The sequence below is a fragment of the Streptomyces griseochromogenes genome, assembly GCF_001542625.1.
Lineage (GTDB): Bacteria > Actinomycetota > Actinomycetes > Streptomycetales > Streptomycetaceae > Streptomyces > Streptomyces griseochromogenes.
Genome location: NZ_CP016279.1, coordinates 6,864,105 through 6,881,404, shown reverse-complemented (window position 1 = coordinate 6,881,404; position 17,300 = coordinate 6,864,105). Strand labels below are relative to the sequence as shown.

Genomic DNA, 17,300 nt, shown 5'->3' with positions numbered 1-17,300 from the left:
ACAGGACCTCACCGCCTGGACACGAGATTCCCCTCAGGGGACCTGCACCCGACGCAATTGACGCGGCTGCAGCACGGCTTGATGCATTAGTCCCCGAGCTACTGTCCTTCTGGACAGGTGGATCGGACGCTACGCTGAGAACCCGGCTTGACCCACCACTCAGGGAAGACGGCGGCGCTGCCTGATGGAAGACAGATGTCGATAGAGCCGGGCACGAAACGATCCGCCGGGTCGCGGGCGCCGTCAGACCGGTTGGGCAGATTCCGCCGCATCAAGAAGACCCTGCCGAGATACGACTACGAGCACTACAGCCGGCTGGCCGGTCCCCTCACCCAGCCCGACCCGAACAAGCCGTACAAGGTGCGGTACCGCTCGCTGCTCTCGCAGGAGCCGCACCGCATACGGGCGGCGCTCATGCTGGGCGCGGCGCCGCTGCTCTCGCTGGTCCTGTTCGGCTGGCTGCTGCAGCCGGAGCACTGGATCGAACGCGACTACCCGGCCTTCGGCTTCCTGCCGGTGCTGGACGTCGTGATGCTTGTCTCGATCGGTCTGATCGAGTTCTTCCGCTGCATGAACGTGCTGTCCAACGCGCACGCCACGCTGGTCGCCCGCGACCCGGTGCCGGTGGTGCCCGAGACCGGCACGAGCGTCGCGTTCATCACGACGTACGTGCCCGGCAAGGAACCCCTGGAGATGGTGACGAAGACCCTGGAGGCGGCCGTGCGGCTGCGCCACCAGGGCCTTCTGCACATCTGGCTCCTCGACGAGGGCGACGACGCCGAGGTCAAGGCGGTCTGCGCCCGGCTCGGCGTCCACCACTTCTCCCGTAAGGGCGTCGAGAAGTGGAACCAGCCCAAGGGTCCGTTCCGCGCCAAGACCAAGCACGGCAACTACAACGCCTGGCTCGAGGCGCACGGCGACGACTACGACTTCTTCGCCTCGGTCGACACCGACCATGTGCCGCTGCCCAACTACCTGGAGCGGATGCTCGGCTTCTTCCGCGACCCGGACGTCGGCTTCGTCACCGGCCCGCAGGTCTACGGCAACTACGACAACCTCATCACCAAGGCGGCGGAGTCGCAGCAGTTCCTGTTCCACGCGCTCACCCAGCGGGCCGGAAACTTCTACGGCGCCCCGATGTTCGTGGGTACGTCGAACGCCGTACGCATCAAGGCGCTCAAGCAGATCGGCGGCCTGTACGACTCGATCACCGAGGACATGGCGACCGGTTTCGAGATCCACCGGCACAGGAACCCGGCCACGAACCGGAAGTGGAAGTCGGTGTACACGCCGGACGTGCTCGCGGTGGGCGAGGGCCCGTCGGCCTGGACGGACTTCTTCACGCAGCAGATGCGCTGGTCGCGGGGGACGTACGAGACGATCCTGAAGCAGTACTGGAAGGGCTGGTTCTCGCTGCCCCCGGGCAAGCTCTTCAACTACACCATGATGATCATCTTCTATCCGATGTCGGCCCTCAACTGGATTCTGGCGGCGCTGAGTTGTGCGCTGTACCTGAGCCTGGGCGCCTCGGGTGTGAACATCGACCCGACGGTCTGGCTGGTGCTGTATGGCAACGCGTCCACGCTGCAGATCGGCCTGTACATCTGGAACCGCCAGCACAACGTCTCCCCGCACGAGCCGGAGGGTTCCGGCGGTGTGGCGGGCATGGTGATGTCCGCTCTGTCGGCGCCCATTTACGCGCGCTCCCTGATGGACACGGTGCTGCGCCGCAAGAGCACGTTCGTGGTGACGCCCAAGGGCGACTCGGCCAGCCCGGACACGCTGTTCGGGACCTTCCGGATCCACCTGTTCTTCATCCTGGTCTTCGGCGGCTCGATCGCCGCCGGTTTCACACTCGGGCACTCGCAGCCCGCGATCGTCACCTGGGCCACGATCGCCCTGCTGATCACCGCGTCGCCGATCTTCGCCTGGAGGTACTCGCTGCGGAAGGCGAAGAATGCTGGTGCCGCCGGCGATCCCACGCGGTCCCTGTCCCACAGGGACTCCGTGTTCGATGACCCCATGACCGGCGTTGAGAACGTGTGGTCCGTGTCCCAGCAGGACTTCACGTCCCATGGCCCCGATACCAGCGTCCGGAACGTATTCGGTCCCCGGGGCGGGAACGCTTCGGTTCCTCCCGATGAGCCGCACGGCGTCGCCCCGGCAGAGCCCTGCGAACCTCGTGGCCTGACCGTCGAACTCGCCGAGCAGGCGCCGCCGGGCAGGGAGGTGCCGTTGCAGGTGCAGGTCACCCAGGGTTCCGGCGACGTCGGTGTGGCGCTGCGGGCATTCCACATCCCGATGGACGGCGCCCGCCTGACCATTGCCGTGCATGCGCCTGGTCTTCTGGCGCTCGGCGACCTGCAACAGGAGCTCGTCGTCCTGCCCGGGCGGGATTCCGATGTGCTGCGGTTCGGCCTACGGACCATGACGACGGGTCTGCACACGGTCACCGTGCGGGCGTTCCGCGCGGGTACCTTCCTCGGTGAGCTCCGTACGCAGATCTCCGTGCAGGAGGACGTACCCGCCCGCGACGGCCCCACTCGCAGTGCGCCGCTGACCACTTTGGCCTTCGATCCCGGGGAGGTGACCCTCCAGGTGCTCAGGGGGGCGGACGGTGCCTACAGTTTCCAGCTGCTCAGCGAGACCACCTATGCCCCGGAGTCCTTCCGGCTCCTGGCCGGAGACACCCACGAAGCGCGGGAACGCATCTACGACGAGCTCCGGCGTACCGCCGCAAGTACCGGTCCGGACGGGCGCGGTGACCAGGAGCAGGCGCGAAGACGGTTGCGCAATCTCGGGGTACAGCTGTGGGCCACCGCCGTGCCCGACGCCGTACGGCGGCAATTCTGGCACGAGGCCGGACGTGTCACAGCGCTCACCGTGCTGGGCGAACACGACATCGTGCCATGGGAGTTGCTTTATCCACTGGACGGACAGCAGGAGGGCGAAGGGTTTCTCGCCGAATGGATGCCCGTGGTCCGCAGGGTCTTCGGGCAGGACCGGGTGCGTGCACTGTCACTGGGGCGGGCAGCGTTCGTCGTACCGCCGGGTTCACCACCCGAGGCGAACCGGGAGATCGCCGCTCTGCGCGCCAGACTGGGCACGGCGGTGACCGACGGCGGAACGCTGACTCATCGTGGCTCTGTGAGCGACCTGATCGAAGACGGGTTCGCCGGGCTCCTGCATTTCGCCTGCCACAACACGTTCACGAGTGCCGGCTCGCGTGTCGCCATGGCCGACGGGCCGTTCGACCCGATCGACCTCGCCTACGCCACCCAGTCGGGTGCCCTGCGCGCCACCCACCCGCTCGTGTTCTTCAACGCGTGCCGCAGCGCCGGCGAAATCAACTGGTTCTCCACCGCGCTGGGCTGGGCTCCGCAGTTCCTGCGGGCCGGGGCGGGCGCATTCGTCGGCACGCTGTGGCCCGTGCGCTCGGACTCCGCGCTGCACTTCGCCGACCACTTCTACGATCACCTCGTCACGCGGGGCAGGACCCTGGGCCAGGCATCGCTGGACGCACGGCGGGCGACACGGCAGCAGGGCGGAGACCCCACCTGGCTGGCGTACGCCGTGTACGGCAGCCCGGCGGCACGCGCCGCCTCCAGTCAGAAAGCATGAAGATCTTGGGTCTTACTCGGCGCCGGCCGGGCCCTCTTCCATGGCCTCAGCGATGGCCGTGGCAACGGGGGACAGAGCCCAATAGGCCGAGGTCGCGGCCGTCCTGGACGAAGCCGCCCGCGCCGGCGTCCCGTGCCCCCCGGTGCGTCATCTGCTGCCCGAGGCGGACATCGAGGCCGCCTACGTGGTGCAGCGCCTGAACGTCGAGCGAGGCATCGCCGCGGGCCGGCGTCTGGCAGGCCGGAAGATCGGCCTGGCCTCGCCCGCCGTGCAACGTCAGCTCGGTGTCGACCGGCCTGACTTCGGCGCCCTGTTCGCCGACATGGCGGTGCCCGAGGGACAGCCGATCGCCACCGGCCGGCTGCTCCAGCCGAAGATCGAGGCGGAGGTCGCCCTGGTGCTCGGCGCGGACCTGCCGCACCGGGACCCGACCGTCGCCCATCTGCTGCGTGCCACGGCGTTCGCCCTGCCCGCGCTGGAGATCGTCGACAGCCGCATCGCCGACTGGGACATCAGCATCGTCGACACGGTCGCCGACAACGCCTCCTGCGGCCTGTTCGTCCTCGGCGGCACCCCCGTACCGCTGGACCGGATCGATCTGCGCGACGCACGGATGACCCTGACCAGGAACGGCGAGACCGTCTCACGGGGCACCGGCGCCGACTGCCTGGGCAGTCCCCTCACGGCCGCCCTCTGGCTCGCCTCAACCCTCGTCGCCCTGGGCGAGCCGCTGAGGGCCGGAGACATCATCCTGACCGGCGCGCTCGGCCCGATGGCCGTCGCCACCGAAGCCGTGGGACCCGGCAGCGAGCCCACAGACCTTTCTTGCGTGAGCCGTGCATGAGCGGACGGTCCAGCACTAGTCCAACGCCGGGCGGCGGTGGGAACCACGGGGACGCCGGTGTGAACGACACGAGTCACGGATCCAGACGGTAGCCGTGTCCTCTCAGCGTGGTGATGCGGGGTAGGCGGCTGGGGCCGGGGTTTGTCTCGGTGAGGCGGCGGCGCAGGGCGGCCATGGTGACGTCGAGGGTCTTGGTGGAGCCGAACCAGTTCTCGTCCCAGACCTCGGCCATCAGGGTCTCACGGGAGACGGCCTCGCCCGCGTGCCGGGCGAGGAGGGTGAGCAGCTCGAACTCCTTCAGACGCAGGGGGAGTTCCGTGTCGTGCAGGTGGCAGCGGCGTGCGACGGGATCGATGACGAGGTCGCCGAGGTGGATCGGCTGCTCGGCGGCGGAGGTGACGCTCTGGCGGCGCAGGTGGGCGCGCAGTCGGGCCAGCAGGACGGTGAGGCTGAAGGGTTTGACGAGGTAGTCGTCGGCGCCGGCGTCCAGGCCGGCGATGATGTCGATGTCGTCGGTGCGGGCGGTGAGGATGATGATCAGCAGGTCCCGGCAGCGGCCACGCAGGGTGCGGGCGACGTCGAGGCCGTCCATGTCGGGCAGGCCGAGGTCGAGGAGCAGGGCGTCGTAGGGGGCGCGGGTCGCTTCGGTGAGGGCGGCGGCGCCGGTGCGGCTCCAGGCGGTGGTGTATCCGTTGCCTTGCAGGCCGGTCTGGAGGTGGTGGCCGATGACGTTGTCGTCCTCGACCACGAGGACCCGGAAGCGGCTGTTGTCGGGTGCGGTGGGCGTGCCCATGGCCGACAGGGTAGACACGTAACTTGTCGCGCGCTGGCTCACAGGTCGCGCAGTTCCTCGACAGCGGGGCGCCGGGCGCGGCGGATTCCGTTCAGGGCAGCGGCCAGTACGGCGGCCAGGGCGGCCAGCGCGGTCAGGGCCAGGTAGGCGCCGGGCACGGCCAAGGCGGCCGGCGGCGGGTCGAAGACGCCGGTGAGGACCTTGACCAGCATCTCGGAGAGGGCCCAGCCGATCAGCGCGCCTCCGGCGAGGCCTGCCACGGCCAGGATCAGGGCCTCGGTGAGGACCATGCCGCGCAGCTGCCGGGTCCGGGCGCCGAGGACGGTGGCGATGGCGAAGGTGCGGCGGCGTTCGGCGAGCCCGAGGGCGAGGACGAGTCCGCCGGCCCCGGTCGCGAGCAGGACGGCGAAGGCCAGCTCGATACGGGTGAGGCCGGCCAGATCGACGGAGGTCAGGCTGGTGCCGACGGTGCCCCGGGTCTGGGTGAGGTCGGTGACCGTGGCGCTGGTGCCGAGCTTCGCCCGCAGCTGGGCGGCGATGTGCTGCTGGTGGCTGCCGCCGGTGTCGAGGAGGAACACGCCCACCGCGTCACTGCCGGTCGCCTTGGCGATGTAGGAGGCGTTGGCGACGAAGAAGCTGTCCTTGGGGGCGGTGGGGAACTCCTTGACGATGCCGGCGTAGTGGAAGGGGACCGTGCGCAGGGCCTTGGTGCGGGCGTCCTGGATGCGCAGATTGAGGGTGTCGCCGAGGGAGAGCTGGAAGTCGTTGACGGTCTCGGCGCTGACCAGCAGGTTGTCGGGCCGCTCGGTGAGCTGCCGCATGAGCTGCTGGGCGGTGCCGCCGGAGAAGTAGGCGTCCTGGAGGGAAGTTGCCCGTGCGATGGTGCCGGGGCTGACGCCGTAGAGGTCCTGGAGGTCCGAGCCGACGTAGGCGAAGCGGTGCTGGAGCGGTTCGACGTGCCGGACGCCGGAGACCATCAGTGAGTCTGCCGCGCCGGGTGGGATGTGGGCGCCGGGTGGTTCGGTGACGGTGACGTCGGCGCCGTTGGTCAGCCGGGCGTCCACCTCGGCCTGCTGTTTGTAGGTGGCGTTGAAGACGGCCGTGGATACCGCGAAGGACACAGCGAGCGCGAGCAGCACCACCGAGCGGGCGAGCGGGCGTCGGCGCCGCGCGAGGGTGGCGGCCGTGGTGCCCGCGAGTTTCCCGGTCAGCGGGCGGGCCAGCCGGGCGAGGGCGGGGCGGCCGTGGGCGAGGGCCAGCAGCGTCAGGCGCCACAGGAGCAGGGCGGCTCCGATCCACAGCAGCGCGGGGCCGAGGAAGGCCCAGTACGACACGGAGATGCTGGGCACGCCCTCCGGGGCGAGGACCAGGGCGTACTGGTTTCCGGAGGAGGCACGGAAGACCAGCCAGGAGCCGATCAGCAGGGCGAAGTCCAGGCCGTAGCGCGCCCACCAGGGGTTGCGGGTGCTGCGTATGCCGGATTCCTTGCGGGTCTCGGCTACGGTCACCGTCTGCAGGTCGCGCAGGGCGGGAATGAGGACGGCGCCGGTGGCCACGGCGGCGCCGAGCACGAAGGCGATGCCGTACCAGACCGCCCAGGTGCCGGCGCCCGTCCCGAAAGACGCGGTGCCGAAGGCGAGGCGCCCGGTGAGCGCGGCAATGCCCAGTCCGGCCAGGCCGCCGAGCAGGCCGATGAGCGCCGCTTCCAGGCCGGCGAGGGCGGTGATCTGGCCGGGGCGCAGGCCGCGCAGCCGCAGCAGCCCCTGCTCCTGACGGCGCCGCTCGCCCCCGGCGGAGGCGACCGCGACGGTCAGCGCGGCGGCCAGGACCGCGCCGGGAACCCCGAGGAAGAGGAAGAGGATCTGGGCGTACAGGGCGTCCTGGCGGGCGGAGTCGAGGGCGGCGCCGACGTTGTCGCCGACGAGTGCGGTGCCGGCGGAGCGGGCCTCCAGGTTGTGGGCGCCGCCGGTGACGGCGGTGTAGGCCGCGGCCGGGTCGGAGGGCAGGCGCGTGGTGTCGCGGGCGACGTGGATCTGGGTGGTCGTACCGGTGGCGGCGTGGGTGAGGGCGGCGAATTGCGCGGCGGGCAGCAGGACGACGTTGTCGGGGGGCGCGGTCGGCTGGGACTGGCTGGGGGCGCCGACCGTCTGGAAGAGGGAGTCGGCCTGGGGCAGGTCGATCACGCCGTCGACCTTCACCTGACGGGTTCCGGCGCCGGGCAGTTGGACGCTGATGGTGTCGCCGGGGGCGGCGTGCAGGTTGGAGGCGGTCTGCTGGGCCAGCAGGACACCGCTGGAGGAGCCGGAGAGGGGGCGGACCGCGTCGGGGAACAGGCCGCGGTAGCCGTCGGGCAGGCCGAGCGCCATGCCGGGGCCGGTGGTCTGGGTGCTGCCCTGCACGTGGGCGGTGAAGCCGGCGGTGCGGGCGTAGCCGACCGGGAGGGCGGCTCTGGTGCCGGTCGTCCTGCGCACGAGGGAGAGCACGGTGTTCGGGTCGGCGCCGGGCTGCACCTGGACCTGCCAGTCGATGGCGACCGAGCGCAGCGCACGCTGGGTCATGGTCGCCTTCGACGAGGTGAGGAAGGAACCGAGCGCGGCGACGAGCGCGACCGCGAGCGCGATCCCGGTCAGGGCGGCCAGAAGACGACCGGTGCGATGGCGGGCCAGACCGCGGGCCCAGGCGGTGATCATGAATCCTCCTCCGGTGCCGGCAGATGTCCGGTGCGGTGGCGGGTCGGCCCCGGCTCCCGGGCGGTGATCACGGAACCTCCTCGGGTGCGAACAGCCGGCCGTCGCGCATGGTGCGCCGGACCGTGAGGCGTGCGGCGATGACGGGGTCGTGGGTGGTGACGACCAAGGCCGCGCCGGTGTGGTCGGCTGCCGTGAGCAGGGCGTCCAGTACCCGGGCGCCGGTGGCGTGGTCGAGGCGGCCGGTCGGCTCGTCGGCGAGGATCAGGCGCGGCTCCTGGGCCAGGACCCTGGCGGCGGCCACGCGCTGGGCCTGGCCGCCGGAGATCTCCTCGGGCAGGCGGTCGGCGAGGTCGGCAGCGTCCACCAGGGCGAGCGCGGCGAGGGCGGCGTCTCGCGCCCGGGCTTCGGACCGGTCGGCGAGGACCAGGGGCAGGGCGGTGTTCTCGGCCACGCTCAGGGCGGGTATCAGGCTGTCGCCCTGGAAGACCAGACCGATGCCGTACGGCCCGAGTGATGTGGCCCGGGTGACGGTGCCGCTGGTGGGCTGTTCCAGCCCCGCCAGCAGGTGGAGCAGCGAACTCTTGCCCGATCCGGAGGGGCCGACGACGGCCAGCCGGTCGCCGGCTCCGATCTCCAGGTCGGCGCCGTGCACGGCCACAACCGCCTGTGGGCCCTGGCCGAAGGTGAGCGCCGCGTCCCGGCAGACGACGAGCGTCTCATCCGATGACATCGGGGGCCTCCTGCCGCTCCGGCACCACCGCGGCACCGACTGTCCTTCCGTCTTCCAGGCCGATGACGCGGTCTGCGACGCGCACGGCCTCCGCGCTGTGGGTGACGATCAGCACTGCGCAGCCCTGGGCGGCCCGGTTGCGCAGGAGTGTGAGGACAACCTGCTCCGTCTCGCCGTCGAGTTCACCGGTCGGTTCGTCGGCGAGCAGGATGTCGGGGGAGTTGGCCAGTGCGACGGCCAATCCGGCGCGCGCCAGTTCGCCGCCGGACAGCTGCCGGGGCAGGGCGTGGGTCCGTTCGGCGAGTTCCACCTGGCCGAGCAGCTCCTGGGCGGAGACGGCGGGTCTGCCCGCGGTGGCCCGCTGGGCCAGGCGGATGTTGTCGCGGATGCTCACGTGGGGCAGCAGGTTGCGGGTTTGCAGCAGTACCCCGATGTGCCGGGCCCGCAGCCGAGCCCGTTCGGTCTCCGGCCGGTGGCTGATGCGCAGGCCGCCCACGCGTACCTCACCGCCTGAGGGTTCGTCGAGCCCGGCCAGACAGGCCAGCAGGGTCGACTTGCCCGATCCGGACGGCCCGACCACCGCCAGCGTCTCGCCGCGCTGCACCTGAAGGGACACCCCGCGCAGGGCGAGCGTCTCCTCCTCGTCGGCCCGGTAGAAGCGGTAGAGCTCACGGGCGGTGAGGATCCTCTCGTCCGGCATGACCATCACCGCCAGGTGAAGGAGTCGCTGATGATCCGCCACGGGTCGACGTTGTCGGCATTGACCGGCCCGGACAGGGTCACGTCCACTTCGTGGCCCGACCGGTGGAAGGCGTACCGTTCGAAGGCGTCCCGCACGACCTTGCCGGTGACCGGGTCCTTCGGCGAGTCGCCCTGGTAGGTCAGCAGGACGACGCGGCCGGTGTGCCGGGTCGCCTCGGACACCTTGGGTACGGCGAATTTCGGCACCTGGGTGCGCAGACGCGGGACCACGGTGTTCGTCACGGAGGCGACCGTGGGCGCGGCCGGTTCGGAGGCCGTCTGGATCCGTACGGTGTTCAGCTTGTCCGTGAAGGCCGTCGTGCCGTCCCGCTGGGTCCGGGCCCACCCCTCGGGGACCTTCACGGTGAAACCGGTTCCGTGGAAGGGGACGTACACCTGGTTGTCGGGGATGTCACCGGGCGGGTTGGACTCGGTGGGCGCCGCGTTGTTCTGCGCGCCGGCCGCCTGCGAGGACGACGACGCCCCCGGGGCGGGAGGGCTCTTGGAAGTCGGCGAGCCGGATCCCGAACAGCCTGCCGTCACCGCCGCGACGAGTGCCAGGCCCACGCATGCGGACGTCCGTACGTGTGCTGCCATGTCCACTGCCCTCCAGGGGGTGCCCTCGGACCGGACGGTCGTACCGTCGACGCTAGGAGCGGGCCGGTTAGCGCTCTGCTCGCCGAGGGTTAGACGACGGCAAAACGTGTGGCGTGCGTGGTCGGGGCCGCACGTGGGGTCGCATGATGAAGGCATGAGACAGCGCGTGGTGCGAGTCGCCGTCGTCGCCGCCCTGGTCGCCGTCGTCCTCCTCGCCGTCCCCCTGGCCCTGGCCGTCCGTTCCGCCCTGTACGCCGACCAGCGCGACACCCTGGAACGGGCCGCCCTGGCCGGCGCCGTCCGTGTCAGTCCGGACTACCGGAGCGGCGACCCCGTGGAGCTGCCCGCACCCCCGCCCGGCGGGCGCCTCGGCCTGTACGACCCGCAAGGGCGGTTGCACGCGGGCAGTGGCCCCGCAACCGCCGATGCCCCTGTTCATGGGGCCGTCGCAGGTGAGGTCGTCCGGACCCGGTCGGGTGGCGACCTGGTCGTCGCGGTGCCCGTCTCGCATGCCGAGCACGTGATCGGAGTCGTTCGGGCGTCCTCCCCGGCCGCCGCCGTACGCGACCGGGTCTTCCTGACGTGGGCCGCACTGCTGGGCGTGGCCGCAGTTGCGCTGGCCGTCGCCGTCCTTGTCGCCCGCCGCCAGGCACGGACCCTTGCCGCGCCGCTGGAGGGTCTCTCCCGGCACTGCCTGGCCGTTGCTGAAGGAGACCTGGGCGCGCGGGCGGCCCCCAGCAGCATCGCCGAGATCGACCAGGTCGCACGCACCCACAATGAGATGCTGCACAGCCTGTCCGAACTCCTGCGACACGAAAGGGACTTCGCGGCCAACGCCTCCCACCAGCTGCGCACACCCCTGGCCGGCCTTCAGCTCACGCTGGAGTCCGGCCTGGAGCAGGACGACGACGCCCGGCTGCGCCCGGTCCTCGCCGAGGCCCTCACCACCACCCGCCGACTGCACGACACGGTGGAGGAGGTCCTGCGCCTGTCCACGTCCCGGGCGATGCTCAGGCCCAGGGCTGCCGACCGGCCCCTGGGCCAGGTGCTGCGGGCCACGGAGGAACGCTGGCACGGTCAGCTGGCGCAGGCCGGACGCCGCTTCGAGCACCTCGCCCGGGACGTGCCGGAGGACCTCTGCGTACCCGGCGGGCCGGTCACGGAGATCCTCGACATCCTGCTGGACAATGCCCGCATCCACGGCAAGGGCACGGTCCGTCTGGTCGTACGCGACCTCAACGACGCACTCGCCTTCGATGTCACCGACGAGGGCGAGGTGCACGGCTCGGCAGCGCGGTTGTTCGACCGCGGCCACAGCGGCGGTGGCCAGGGAGCGGGCATCGGCCTCGCCCTCGCGAGCGATCTGGCGGCCGGACTCGGCGGTCGCCTGGCCCGGACCGGCAGCGCTCCGACCACCTTCACCCTGCTCGTCCCGATCCGCGGCGACGAGGCCGTGGACGGTACGACGTGAAGGCTGCAGGCCCGCGCCCCCGTTCAGCCCGCTGAGGCGCACGGGGGAGGCCGCGTCAGGGCCCGTACAACGCGGTTCGCGGCCGTGACCGGCCGCGGGTTCGCCAGGCGCAGCGCAAGCCCCACGCGCCGTGCGTTCGGGCGCCTCAGGAAGCGGCCCAGCTCACAGACGGGGACCTGGAGACCGGCCGAGAACAGGGCCGACGACAGCAGGCACGTGGCGGTAGACAGCGGCAGGCGGAGGACTGGCCCCGGTGGCAGAGGATGCGTGTGACGTAGCCACAGGCCGGGGCGAGGCAGGAGCACGGCGGCGGCGTAAGAGATCACGATGGCGCGGCCCAGCCGGCGCGGCGCGAGTGGACCTATGTAACGTCTGGCGCCTCTCCGGCACTGGATGAGGGGGTGGCACGAGAGCTCCTGTGGGGAGGCCACACGGTGGTTCGGGCCCAGTAATTCGCAGGCTCCGCACGTTGAATTCCGGCTCAAAGTTTCTCAGAATCCCGGCCGGCTCCGTTAGCCCGGGCTCAAATTAGCAACGCGCATCCCTTAGTCTGACCGTTTCCGAGGCGGCTAATATGCTCGCCTGCTGGTGACTGTGTCACCGAGTCTCTCTGACTCGGCGGATCTCATTGCATGCACCAGCGCGTTCCGGACGCCTCTCTACCGGGCGGAGCACGCGGCGAAGGCGTGTTCTGTGTCGCACAGGGAAAATCTCAAGATCCCGCGTAACAAGGTGAACCGCCCGCGGGTCATGACAAGGCGTGCAGAATCCTCGCGCAGGCCGAGGGGAAAACAAAAGCGGAAGCCGCTCCCGGGACGCTGACTACGTCACGGAGGATGCCCCGGCAGCGCAGTCGGAACGGGCTTGACGAGGAATCGAAGTCATCCCGCCGTCCTGTGGATCTGAGGCTGCGCTGTCTACGCATTTGTAGACAGTTACCGTTGCGCAGTCGCGCGGGATGCCCCGTGCTGCTGCCTGTTACGTGTGAGGATCACATGACAACTGCGGCGACGCCCGAGAGCGTTCGGACGCCTGTCAGGCAGATGCTGAACAAGGTTCCCGAGGTCACGACCTGGTTTTGGATCATCAAGATCTTGTGCACCACGGTCGGTGAGAGCTTCGCCGACTGGATCAACATGAACCTCGGTGTCGGCCTGATCAATACCGCATTGATCTTCACCGCTGTTCTGGCGGGCGTCTTGGGCTTGCTGCTCGGCGCCAAACGCTACATCCCGTTCGTGTACTGGCTCACCGTCGTGGTAGTGAGTGTGACGGGTACTCTCTACACCGACATCCTCACCGACAGTCAGGGCGTTCCCCTCGCGCTGAGCAGTAGCGTGTTCGCCGGCGTCCTCGCCGTTGTCTTCGGCATCTGGTACGCCCGCGAGCGGACCCTGTCGGTCCACAGCATCACCACCCGTCCCCGTGAACTCTTCTACTGGCTCGCGGTGCTGGTCACTTTTGCCCTCGGCACCGCCACCGGCGACTGGACCCTGGACCTGACCGGCTGGACCCCGGGCGTCTCCGTGCTCCTGCCTCTCGGGTTGATCGTCGCGATCGTCCTCGCATGGCGTCTCGGCGCCAACGCGGTGCTCTCCTTCTGGCTGGCCTACATCCTCACTCGCCCGCTCGGTGCCAACCTCGGCGACTGGCTCGGCTCGCCCAGTGGCGACGGGGGCCTGGGTCTCGGCACCGCGGTGACCAGCATGGTCTTCCTGGCCGCCATCCTCGCCACGGTCGTGTACCTCACGCTCGGCCGCAGCGATGTCATCGAGACCCACGAGCTGACCGATACCGCACCAGCACCGAACCCGGCGCGTGAGCGGATCATGCTCGGTTACTACGCCGTTGTAGCGGTCGCGACTGCGGCGCTGCTCGTCTGGGCACATCACCGGCCCCACGCGGCCGCGGCCGGCGAGGATGACGCCCCCGCGCCGGTAACCGCCCATCTCACCCCGGAGCAGGCGACGTCACCGTTCCCTCCGGCTGAGATCGCGAAGTTCCGCACGATCGCAGCTGACACCCGGGCAAAGCTCAATGCGGGCAATCAGCGGGCCGCGACCACCCGCGTGACGGACCTCGAGACCGCTTGGGACGACGACCAGCCCACCCTCGAGCCCAAGAGCGAGCAGTCGTGGCACTTCCTCGACAGCGAGATCGACCAGGTCCTGAAGGCACTACGCGCCCCGAACCCCGACAAGGCCACCGAGGTCAAGGCACTCAACACGCTCCTCACCTCTCTCGGCTGACCAATCGCGATGAGGACTGCCCCGACACATCCCCTGCGTCGGGGCAGTCAACATCCCGGACTTCACTCGGCTCGTGGATCGCCAACAGCCGTGGCTGTCCGACCGGCCAAGGGGTTGAGCGCGGATGCCGAACGGCCGTCACCTAAGCGGGTGTAGCTGTGCGGCAGAGGCGCACCGGGTTGAGGGACCGCATCGAGAGGCCCCACCCGCGTTGGCCGCTGACCGGGGGCGTAGGTGGTGGCCAGCAGGGGAATCATGCGGTCATGGCCCGGTTGGACCGACGTCCGAAAGCATCACGGTCGGCAGACCGCGGCCCATCTCAAGCGGACAGCCAGTGCCGGGCCTGAGCCGTGCCCTGATCCTCACGGAGGCCGGCGGCAGCATGCTCGGGCTGTCCGCCGATGCCGCCGAGGCACTGGAACAACAGGCGCGGACGCCGAGACGGCCACAGAGCTGTCGTCCGTCGGTGGTCTTCTCGCCAAAGAATGCTCTCCTGGCCCGGCCTTGCCGGCGCAGTAGGCGCGAGACGCCATCGGCGTGGAGGCGGAGAGCATCGCTCACGCCGCACTGGCGATCCTTGGTGACACATCTGTCGCTGTGAACGGCACGGCAGACACCACGGTCGAGGCACTCACACCGATCATGACGAACTCCCCGCACGCACCGTCCGACGAGGCACCGGCCCGGCCGGAAGCCGCCCGTCGGCGCTGGCTCGTGACCGTCCTCCACCCGATCCTCGACCTTCTTCAGGGCCTGCCGAGGTGCTGGAGGGGGCACCTGTACTACCTGCGGCCGCCCACTCACCGCCAGCAGAACCAAGGTCAGAACCCGACGAAGCGCTACTGGCACGGCGTCGCCGTTCCTGGCGTCGTCATCGAAGTCGATTCAAGTCGATTCAATCGTCGGCAGCCGTTTCCGGCGCGTGCTCCTCCAAGTCGCGCAAGACCGCCTTCGGTGTTCCGTGGCCATGGTCGGCCACCCTTTCGGGTGGTGTCTTGAGTGGGTTCCAGACGCGGTGACCACGTTCCTGGGTATCTCCCAGTGGGCTACTGGCCACACCGGTCTCCGGTCTCACTGGTAGTCCTACACATTGTAGGACTACTCTGTGCTCGAGACCGCCGCGTTTTCCGGCGCATGCGTGCACCCGGCGACGCGAGCCGCTGGATCGCATCGGGCCGGTGCGGTCGGCGCGACGTTCCGTCCGGCACGCGCATCCCGCGGCCTCCCCGGGACTTGCGGGGGAAACCGCCCGGGCGTCGGTCGGTCCCAGGTCCGACCGTGCAAGGCATACACCGACACTGCCTGGAGGACGTGTGGCAACGAATGACAACCCGGCCGCCCAGCCGTCCGAGGAGGAGGTGCTCATCAGTGTCGTCCTGCCCGTGTACCAGGTGCAGGAGTTTCTGCCGGAATGCCTGGACTCCCTGCTGGGAGCGTCGCAATCCTTCGGGGGCATCGAGGTCGTGGCCGTGGACGACTGTTCCCCCGACGGCAGCGGTGCCCTGCTCGATGAGTACGCGGTCAGGGATCCTCGGATGCGCGTGGTGCACCTGCCGGAGAACGTCGGGCTCGGCCAAGCGCGCACTGAGGGCCTGGCCCGGGCCAAGGGCGACTACGTCTGGTTCGTCGACAGCGACGACCGGCTGACATGCGGGGCGCTGGCCGCGGTCGCCGAGCGGCTGCGACAGACCAGTCCCGACGTGCTTCTCGTCGACCATGCTCTGGTCAACCCGGACGGAAGGGTGGAGCGCAACGCGCGTGCGCATCTCTTCCAGGACGCTCCCGAGACATTCACGCTCGGGGAACGGCCCGGCACCCTGGACCTGATCATGACCGCGTGGAGCAGGGTGCTGCGCCGGGACTTCCTGCTCGGCCTGGACCTGGAATTCGGGCGCGGGTACTACGAGGACATTTCGGTCACCTACCCCTCGCTGCTCGCAGCGCGTCGACTCAGCATGCTCGACCGGGTCTGCTACCACTACCAGCGCGGGCGTGAGGGTGCGATCACGAGCACCTCCAGCCCGAAGCACTTCGACCTCTTCGGCCAGTACGAGCGGATCTTCGCATTCATCGACCGCGAGGCCGGGACAGCCGAGCCGTTCCGCAGAGCGGTCTTCGACCGCACCGTGCGCCACGCGACGACCGTGCTCGCCACTCCGGGCCTGGTGCCGGGGAACCTACGACGCGACTTCTTCCGGCGGGCGTCGGAGCACTTCCAGCAGTTCCGGCCGCGTGATTACTCCTATCCGTCCGGGCTGCGTGGCCTGCAGTACCGGTTGGTGGAGCGAGGGGCCTATCCCGCGTACGCGGCGCTGGAGCCGGTGAACCGGCTTCGTCTCGCACTGCGTGCCACCCTCGGCCGCGCGCGCGGCGCCGCTCGGCGGACACCCCGGCTTGTGGCAACGGCGCTGCGGCGTGCCTACTACCGCGCCTGTCTGCGGCTTCCCGCCGACGACACGCTGGCTGTCTACGCCGCCTACTGGAACCGCGGCTACGCCTGCAATCCCGCGGCCATCTTCGAGAAGGCCCGCGAACTCGCGCCCGGCATCCGCGGAGTGTGGGTCGTCGCCAAGGACAGGACGGCTTCCATCCCGCCAGGGGTCGAGTACGTGGTTGATGGGACCCCCCGCTGCCTGCGCACCATGGCACGGGCCAAGTACCTGGTCAACAACGTCAACTTCCCGTACGAACTGCCCAAACGTCGTGGCGCGGTGCTGGTGCAGACACAGCACGGCACCCCTCTGAAGAAGATGGGGACCGACCTGCGGGACCACCCTGCTGCCGCACGCGACATGAACTTCGACCGACTGGTGGAGCAGTGCGGTCGGTGGGACGTCCTCGTCTCGCCGAACCCGCACACCACCGAGGTGTTCACCAGGGTCTACCCCGGCGGTTACGAGGTGCTCGAGACGGGGTATCCGCGCGTCGACCGGCTGGTCAACGCGTCGCTCGACCGAGCGAACCGTGTGCGGGGCGAACTCGGCATCGCCCCCGGGCAGATCGCCGTCCTCTACGCGCCCACCCACCGTGACCACCAGAACGAGACGGCGCCCGTCTTGGACGTGCGGCGATTCGGCGATCAGCTCGGCGACGACCATGTCCTGCTGGTGCGCTCACACTACTTCGACATCCAGCGGATCTCCTCGTCCCGGAGCGTCGTGGACGTCTCGTCCCACCCGTCGATCGAAGACCTGTGCATCGCCGCCGATGTTCTGATCACCGACTACTCGTCGGTGATGTTCGACTACGCCGTCCTGGACAGGCCGATCGTGATCTACGCGCCCGACTGGGAGACGTACCGGCGCTCACGGGGGGTCTACTTCGACCTCCTCGCCGAGGGGCCCGGCCCGGTCGCCACCACGCACGAAAGGCTCGTCGAGGTGTTCCGCAGCGGCGAGCACACGAGGCCGAGTGCGGCCGAGCGGCTCGCCCGGTTCCGGGATCGCTTCTGCCCCTACGACGACGGGCGCGCGGCCGAGCGCGTCGTACGCAGCGTCTTCCTGGGCGAGCCGGCGCCCGGAGAGTCGGCCGCCCCGAGCGGCCGGACGTCCGCCGCCAGGTGAA

Annotated in this window: 10 protein-coding genes and 1 pseudogene; 6 read left to right on the top strand and 5 right to left on the bottom strand. The window is 69.9% G+C overall.

All coding sequences use genetic code 11. The features are described from left to right. Positions 1-195: 195 nt before the first annotated feature. From AVL59_RS55120 to AVL59_RS29435, 3 genes and pseudogenes are all read left to right on the top strand, one after another. Positions 196-1,974, top strand: a pseudogene (locus AVL59_RS55120) (glycosyltransferase family 2 protein); the annotation flags it as partial. 48 nt (positions 1,975-2,022) lie between these two features. Then, positions 2,023-3,621 carry a CHAT domain-containing protein gene (locus AVL59_RS56175; RefSeq protein ID WP_308281793.1) on the top strand — a complete coding sequence of 533 codons (1,599 nt, stop codon included), beginning with the start codon at positions 2,023-2,025 and terminating at the stop codon, positions 3,619-3,621. A gap of 142 nt (positions 3,622-3,763) precedes the next feature. Continuing rightward, positions 3,764-4,465, top strand: a complete 702-nt coding sequence (locus AVL59_RS29435; protein ID WP_237281719.1) for a fumarylacetoacetate hydrolase family protein — start codon at positions 3,764-3,766, stop codon at positions 4,463-4,465. A gap of 73 nt (positions 4,466-4,538) precedes the next feature. On the opposite strand, the gene AVL59_RS29430 is transcribed toward AVL59_RS29435, so the two are convergent. From AVL59_RS29430 to AVL59_RS29410, 5 genes are all read right to left on the bottom strand, one after another. After that, the gene (locus AVL59_RS29430; RefSeq protein ID WP_067310387.1) at positions 4,539-5,258 is read right to left on the bottom strand and encodes a response regulator transcription factor; all 720 of its coding nucleotides are present in this window, start codon (positions 5,256-5,258) and stop codon (positions 4,539-4,541) included. Between the two features lie 38 nt (positions 5,259-5,296). Then, a complete protein-coding gene (locus AVL59_RS29425) occupies positions 5,297-7,948 on the bottom strand; it encodes an ABC transporter permease (RefSeq protein WP_067310383.1) in 2,652 nt (883 codons plus the stop codon). Between the two features lie 67 nt (positions 7,949-8,015). Continuing rightward, a complete protein-coding gene (locus AVL59_RS29420) occupies positions 8,016-8,678 on the bottom strand; it encodes an ABC transporter ATP-binding protein (protein ID WP_067310379.1) in 663 nt (220 codons plus the stop codon). Continuing rightward, positions 8,665-9,384, bottom strand: a complete 720-nt coding sequence (locus AVL59_RS29415) for an ABC transporter ATP-binding protein (protein ID WP_067310376.1) — start codon at positions 9,382-9,384, stop codon at positions 8,665-8,667. Before AVL59_RS29415 ends, AVL59_RS29420 begins: the two co-directional genes overlap by 14 nt. Further along, a complete protein-coding gene (locus tag AVL59_RS29410) occupies positions 9,384-10,016 on the bottom strand; it encodes a hypothetical protein (RefSeq protein ID WP_067317922.1) in 633 nt (210 codons plus the stop codon). The genes AVL59_RS29415 and AVL59_RS29410 overlap by 1 nt, the downstream gene beginning before the upstream one ends. 154 nt (positions 10,017-10,170) lie before the next feature. On the opposite strand from AVL59_RS29410, the gene AVL59_RS29405 reads away from it, so the two are divergent. The 3 genes from AVL59_RS29405 (at position 10,171) to AVL59_RS29395 (ending at position 17,299) form a co-directional block, all read left to right on the top strand. After that, positions 10,171-11,487: a HAMP domain-containing sensor histidine kinase gene (locus tag AVL59_RS29405; RefSeq protein ID WP_067310374.1), complete on the top strand. Its 1,317-nt coding sequence runs from the start codon at positions 10,171-10,173 to the stop codon at positions 11,485-11,487. A 1,043-nt stretch (positions 11,488-12,530) separates the two neighbouring features. After that, positions 12,531-13,736: a COG4705 family protein gene (locus tag AVL59_RS29400; RefSeq protein WP_237281718.1), complete on the top strand. Its 1,206-nt coding sequence runs from the start codon at positions 12,531-12,533 to the stop codon at positions 13,734-13,736. A gap of 1,313 nt (positions 13,737-15,049) precedes the next feature. Then, positions 15,050-17,299 (top strand): bifunctional glycosyltransferase/CDP-glycerol:glycerophosphate glycerophosphotransferase, encoded by a 2,250-nt coding sequence (locus AVL59_RS29395; protein WP_208870465.1) that lies wholly within the window; start codon positions 15,050-15,052, stop codon positions 17,297-17,299. Position 17,300 lies beyond the last annotated feature (1 nt).

Excerpts from the sequence above, each read along its gene's own strand:
- AVL59_RS29420 (WP_067310379.1), bottom strand. The coding sequence starts at position 8,678 with ATGTCATCGGATGAGACGCTCGTCGTCTGCCGGGACGCGGCGCTCACC.
- AVL59_RS29405 (WP_067310374.1), top strand. The coding sequence starts at position 10,171 with ATGAGACAGCGCGTGGTGCGAGTCGCCGTCGTCGCCGCCCTGGTCGCC.
- AVL59_RS29430 (WP_067310387.1), bottom strand. The coding sequence starts at position 5,258 with ATGGGCACGCCCACCGCACCCGACAACAGCCGCTTCCGGGTCCTCGTG.
- AVL59_RS56175 (WP_308281793.1), top strand. The coding sequence starts at position 2,023 with ATGACCGGCGTTGAGAACGTGTGGTCCGTGTCCCAGCAGGACTTCACG.
- AVL59_RS29425 (WP_067310383.1), bottom strand. The coding sequence starts at position 7,948 with ATGATCACCGCCTGGGCCCGCGGTCTGGCCCGCCATCGCACCGGTCGT.
- AVL59_RS29415 (WP_067310376.1), bottom strand. The coding sequence starts at position 9,384 with ATGGTCATGCCGGACGAGAGGATCCTCACCGCCCGTGAGCTCTACCGC.
- AVL59_RS29410 (WP_067317922.1), bottom strand. The coding sequence starts at position 10,016 with ATGGCAGCACACGTACGGACGTCCGCATGCGTGGGCCTGGCACTCGTC.
- AVL59_RS29400 (WP_237281718.1), top strand. The coding sequence starts at position 12,531 with ATGCTGAACAAGGTTCCCGAGGTCACGACCTGGTTTTGGATCATCAAG.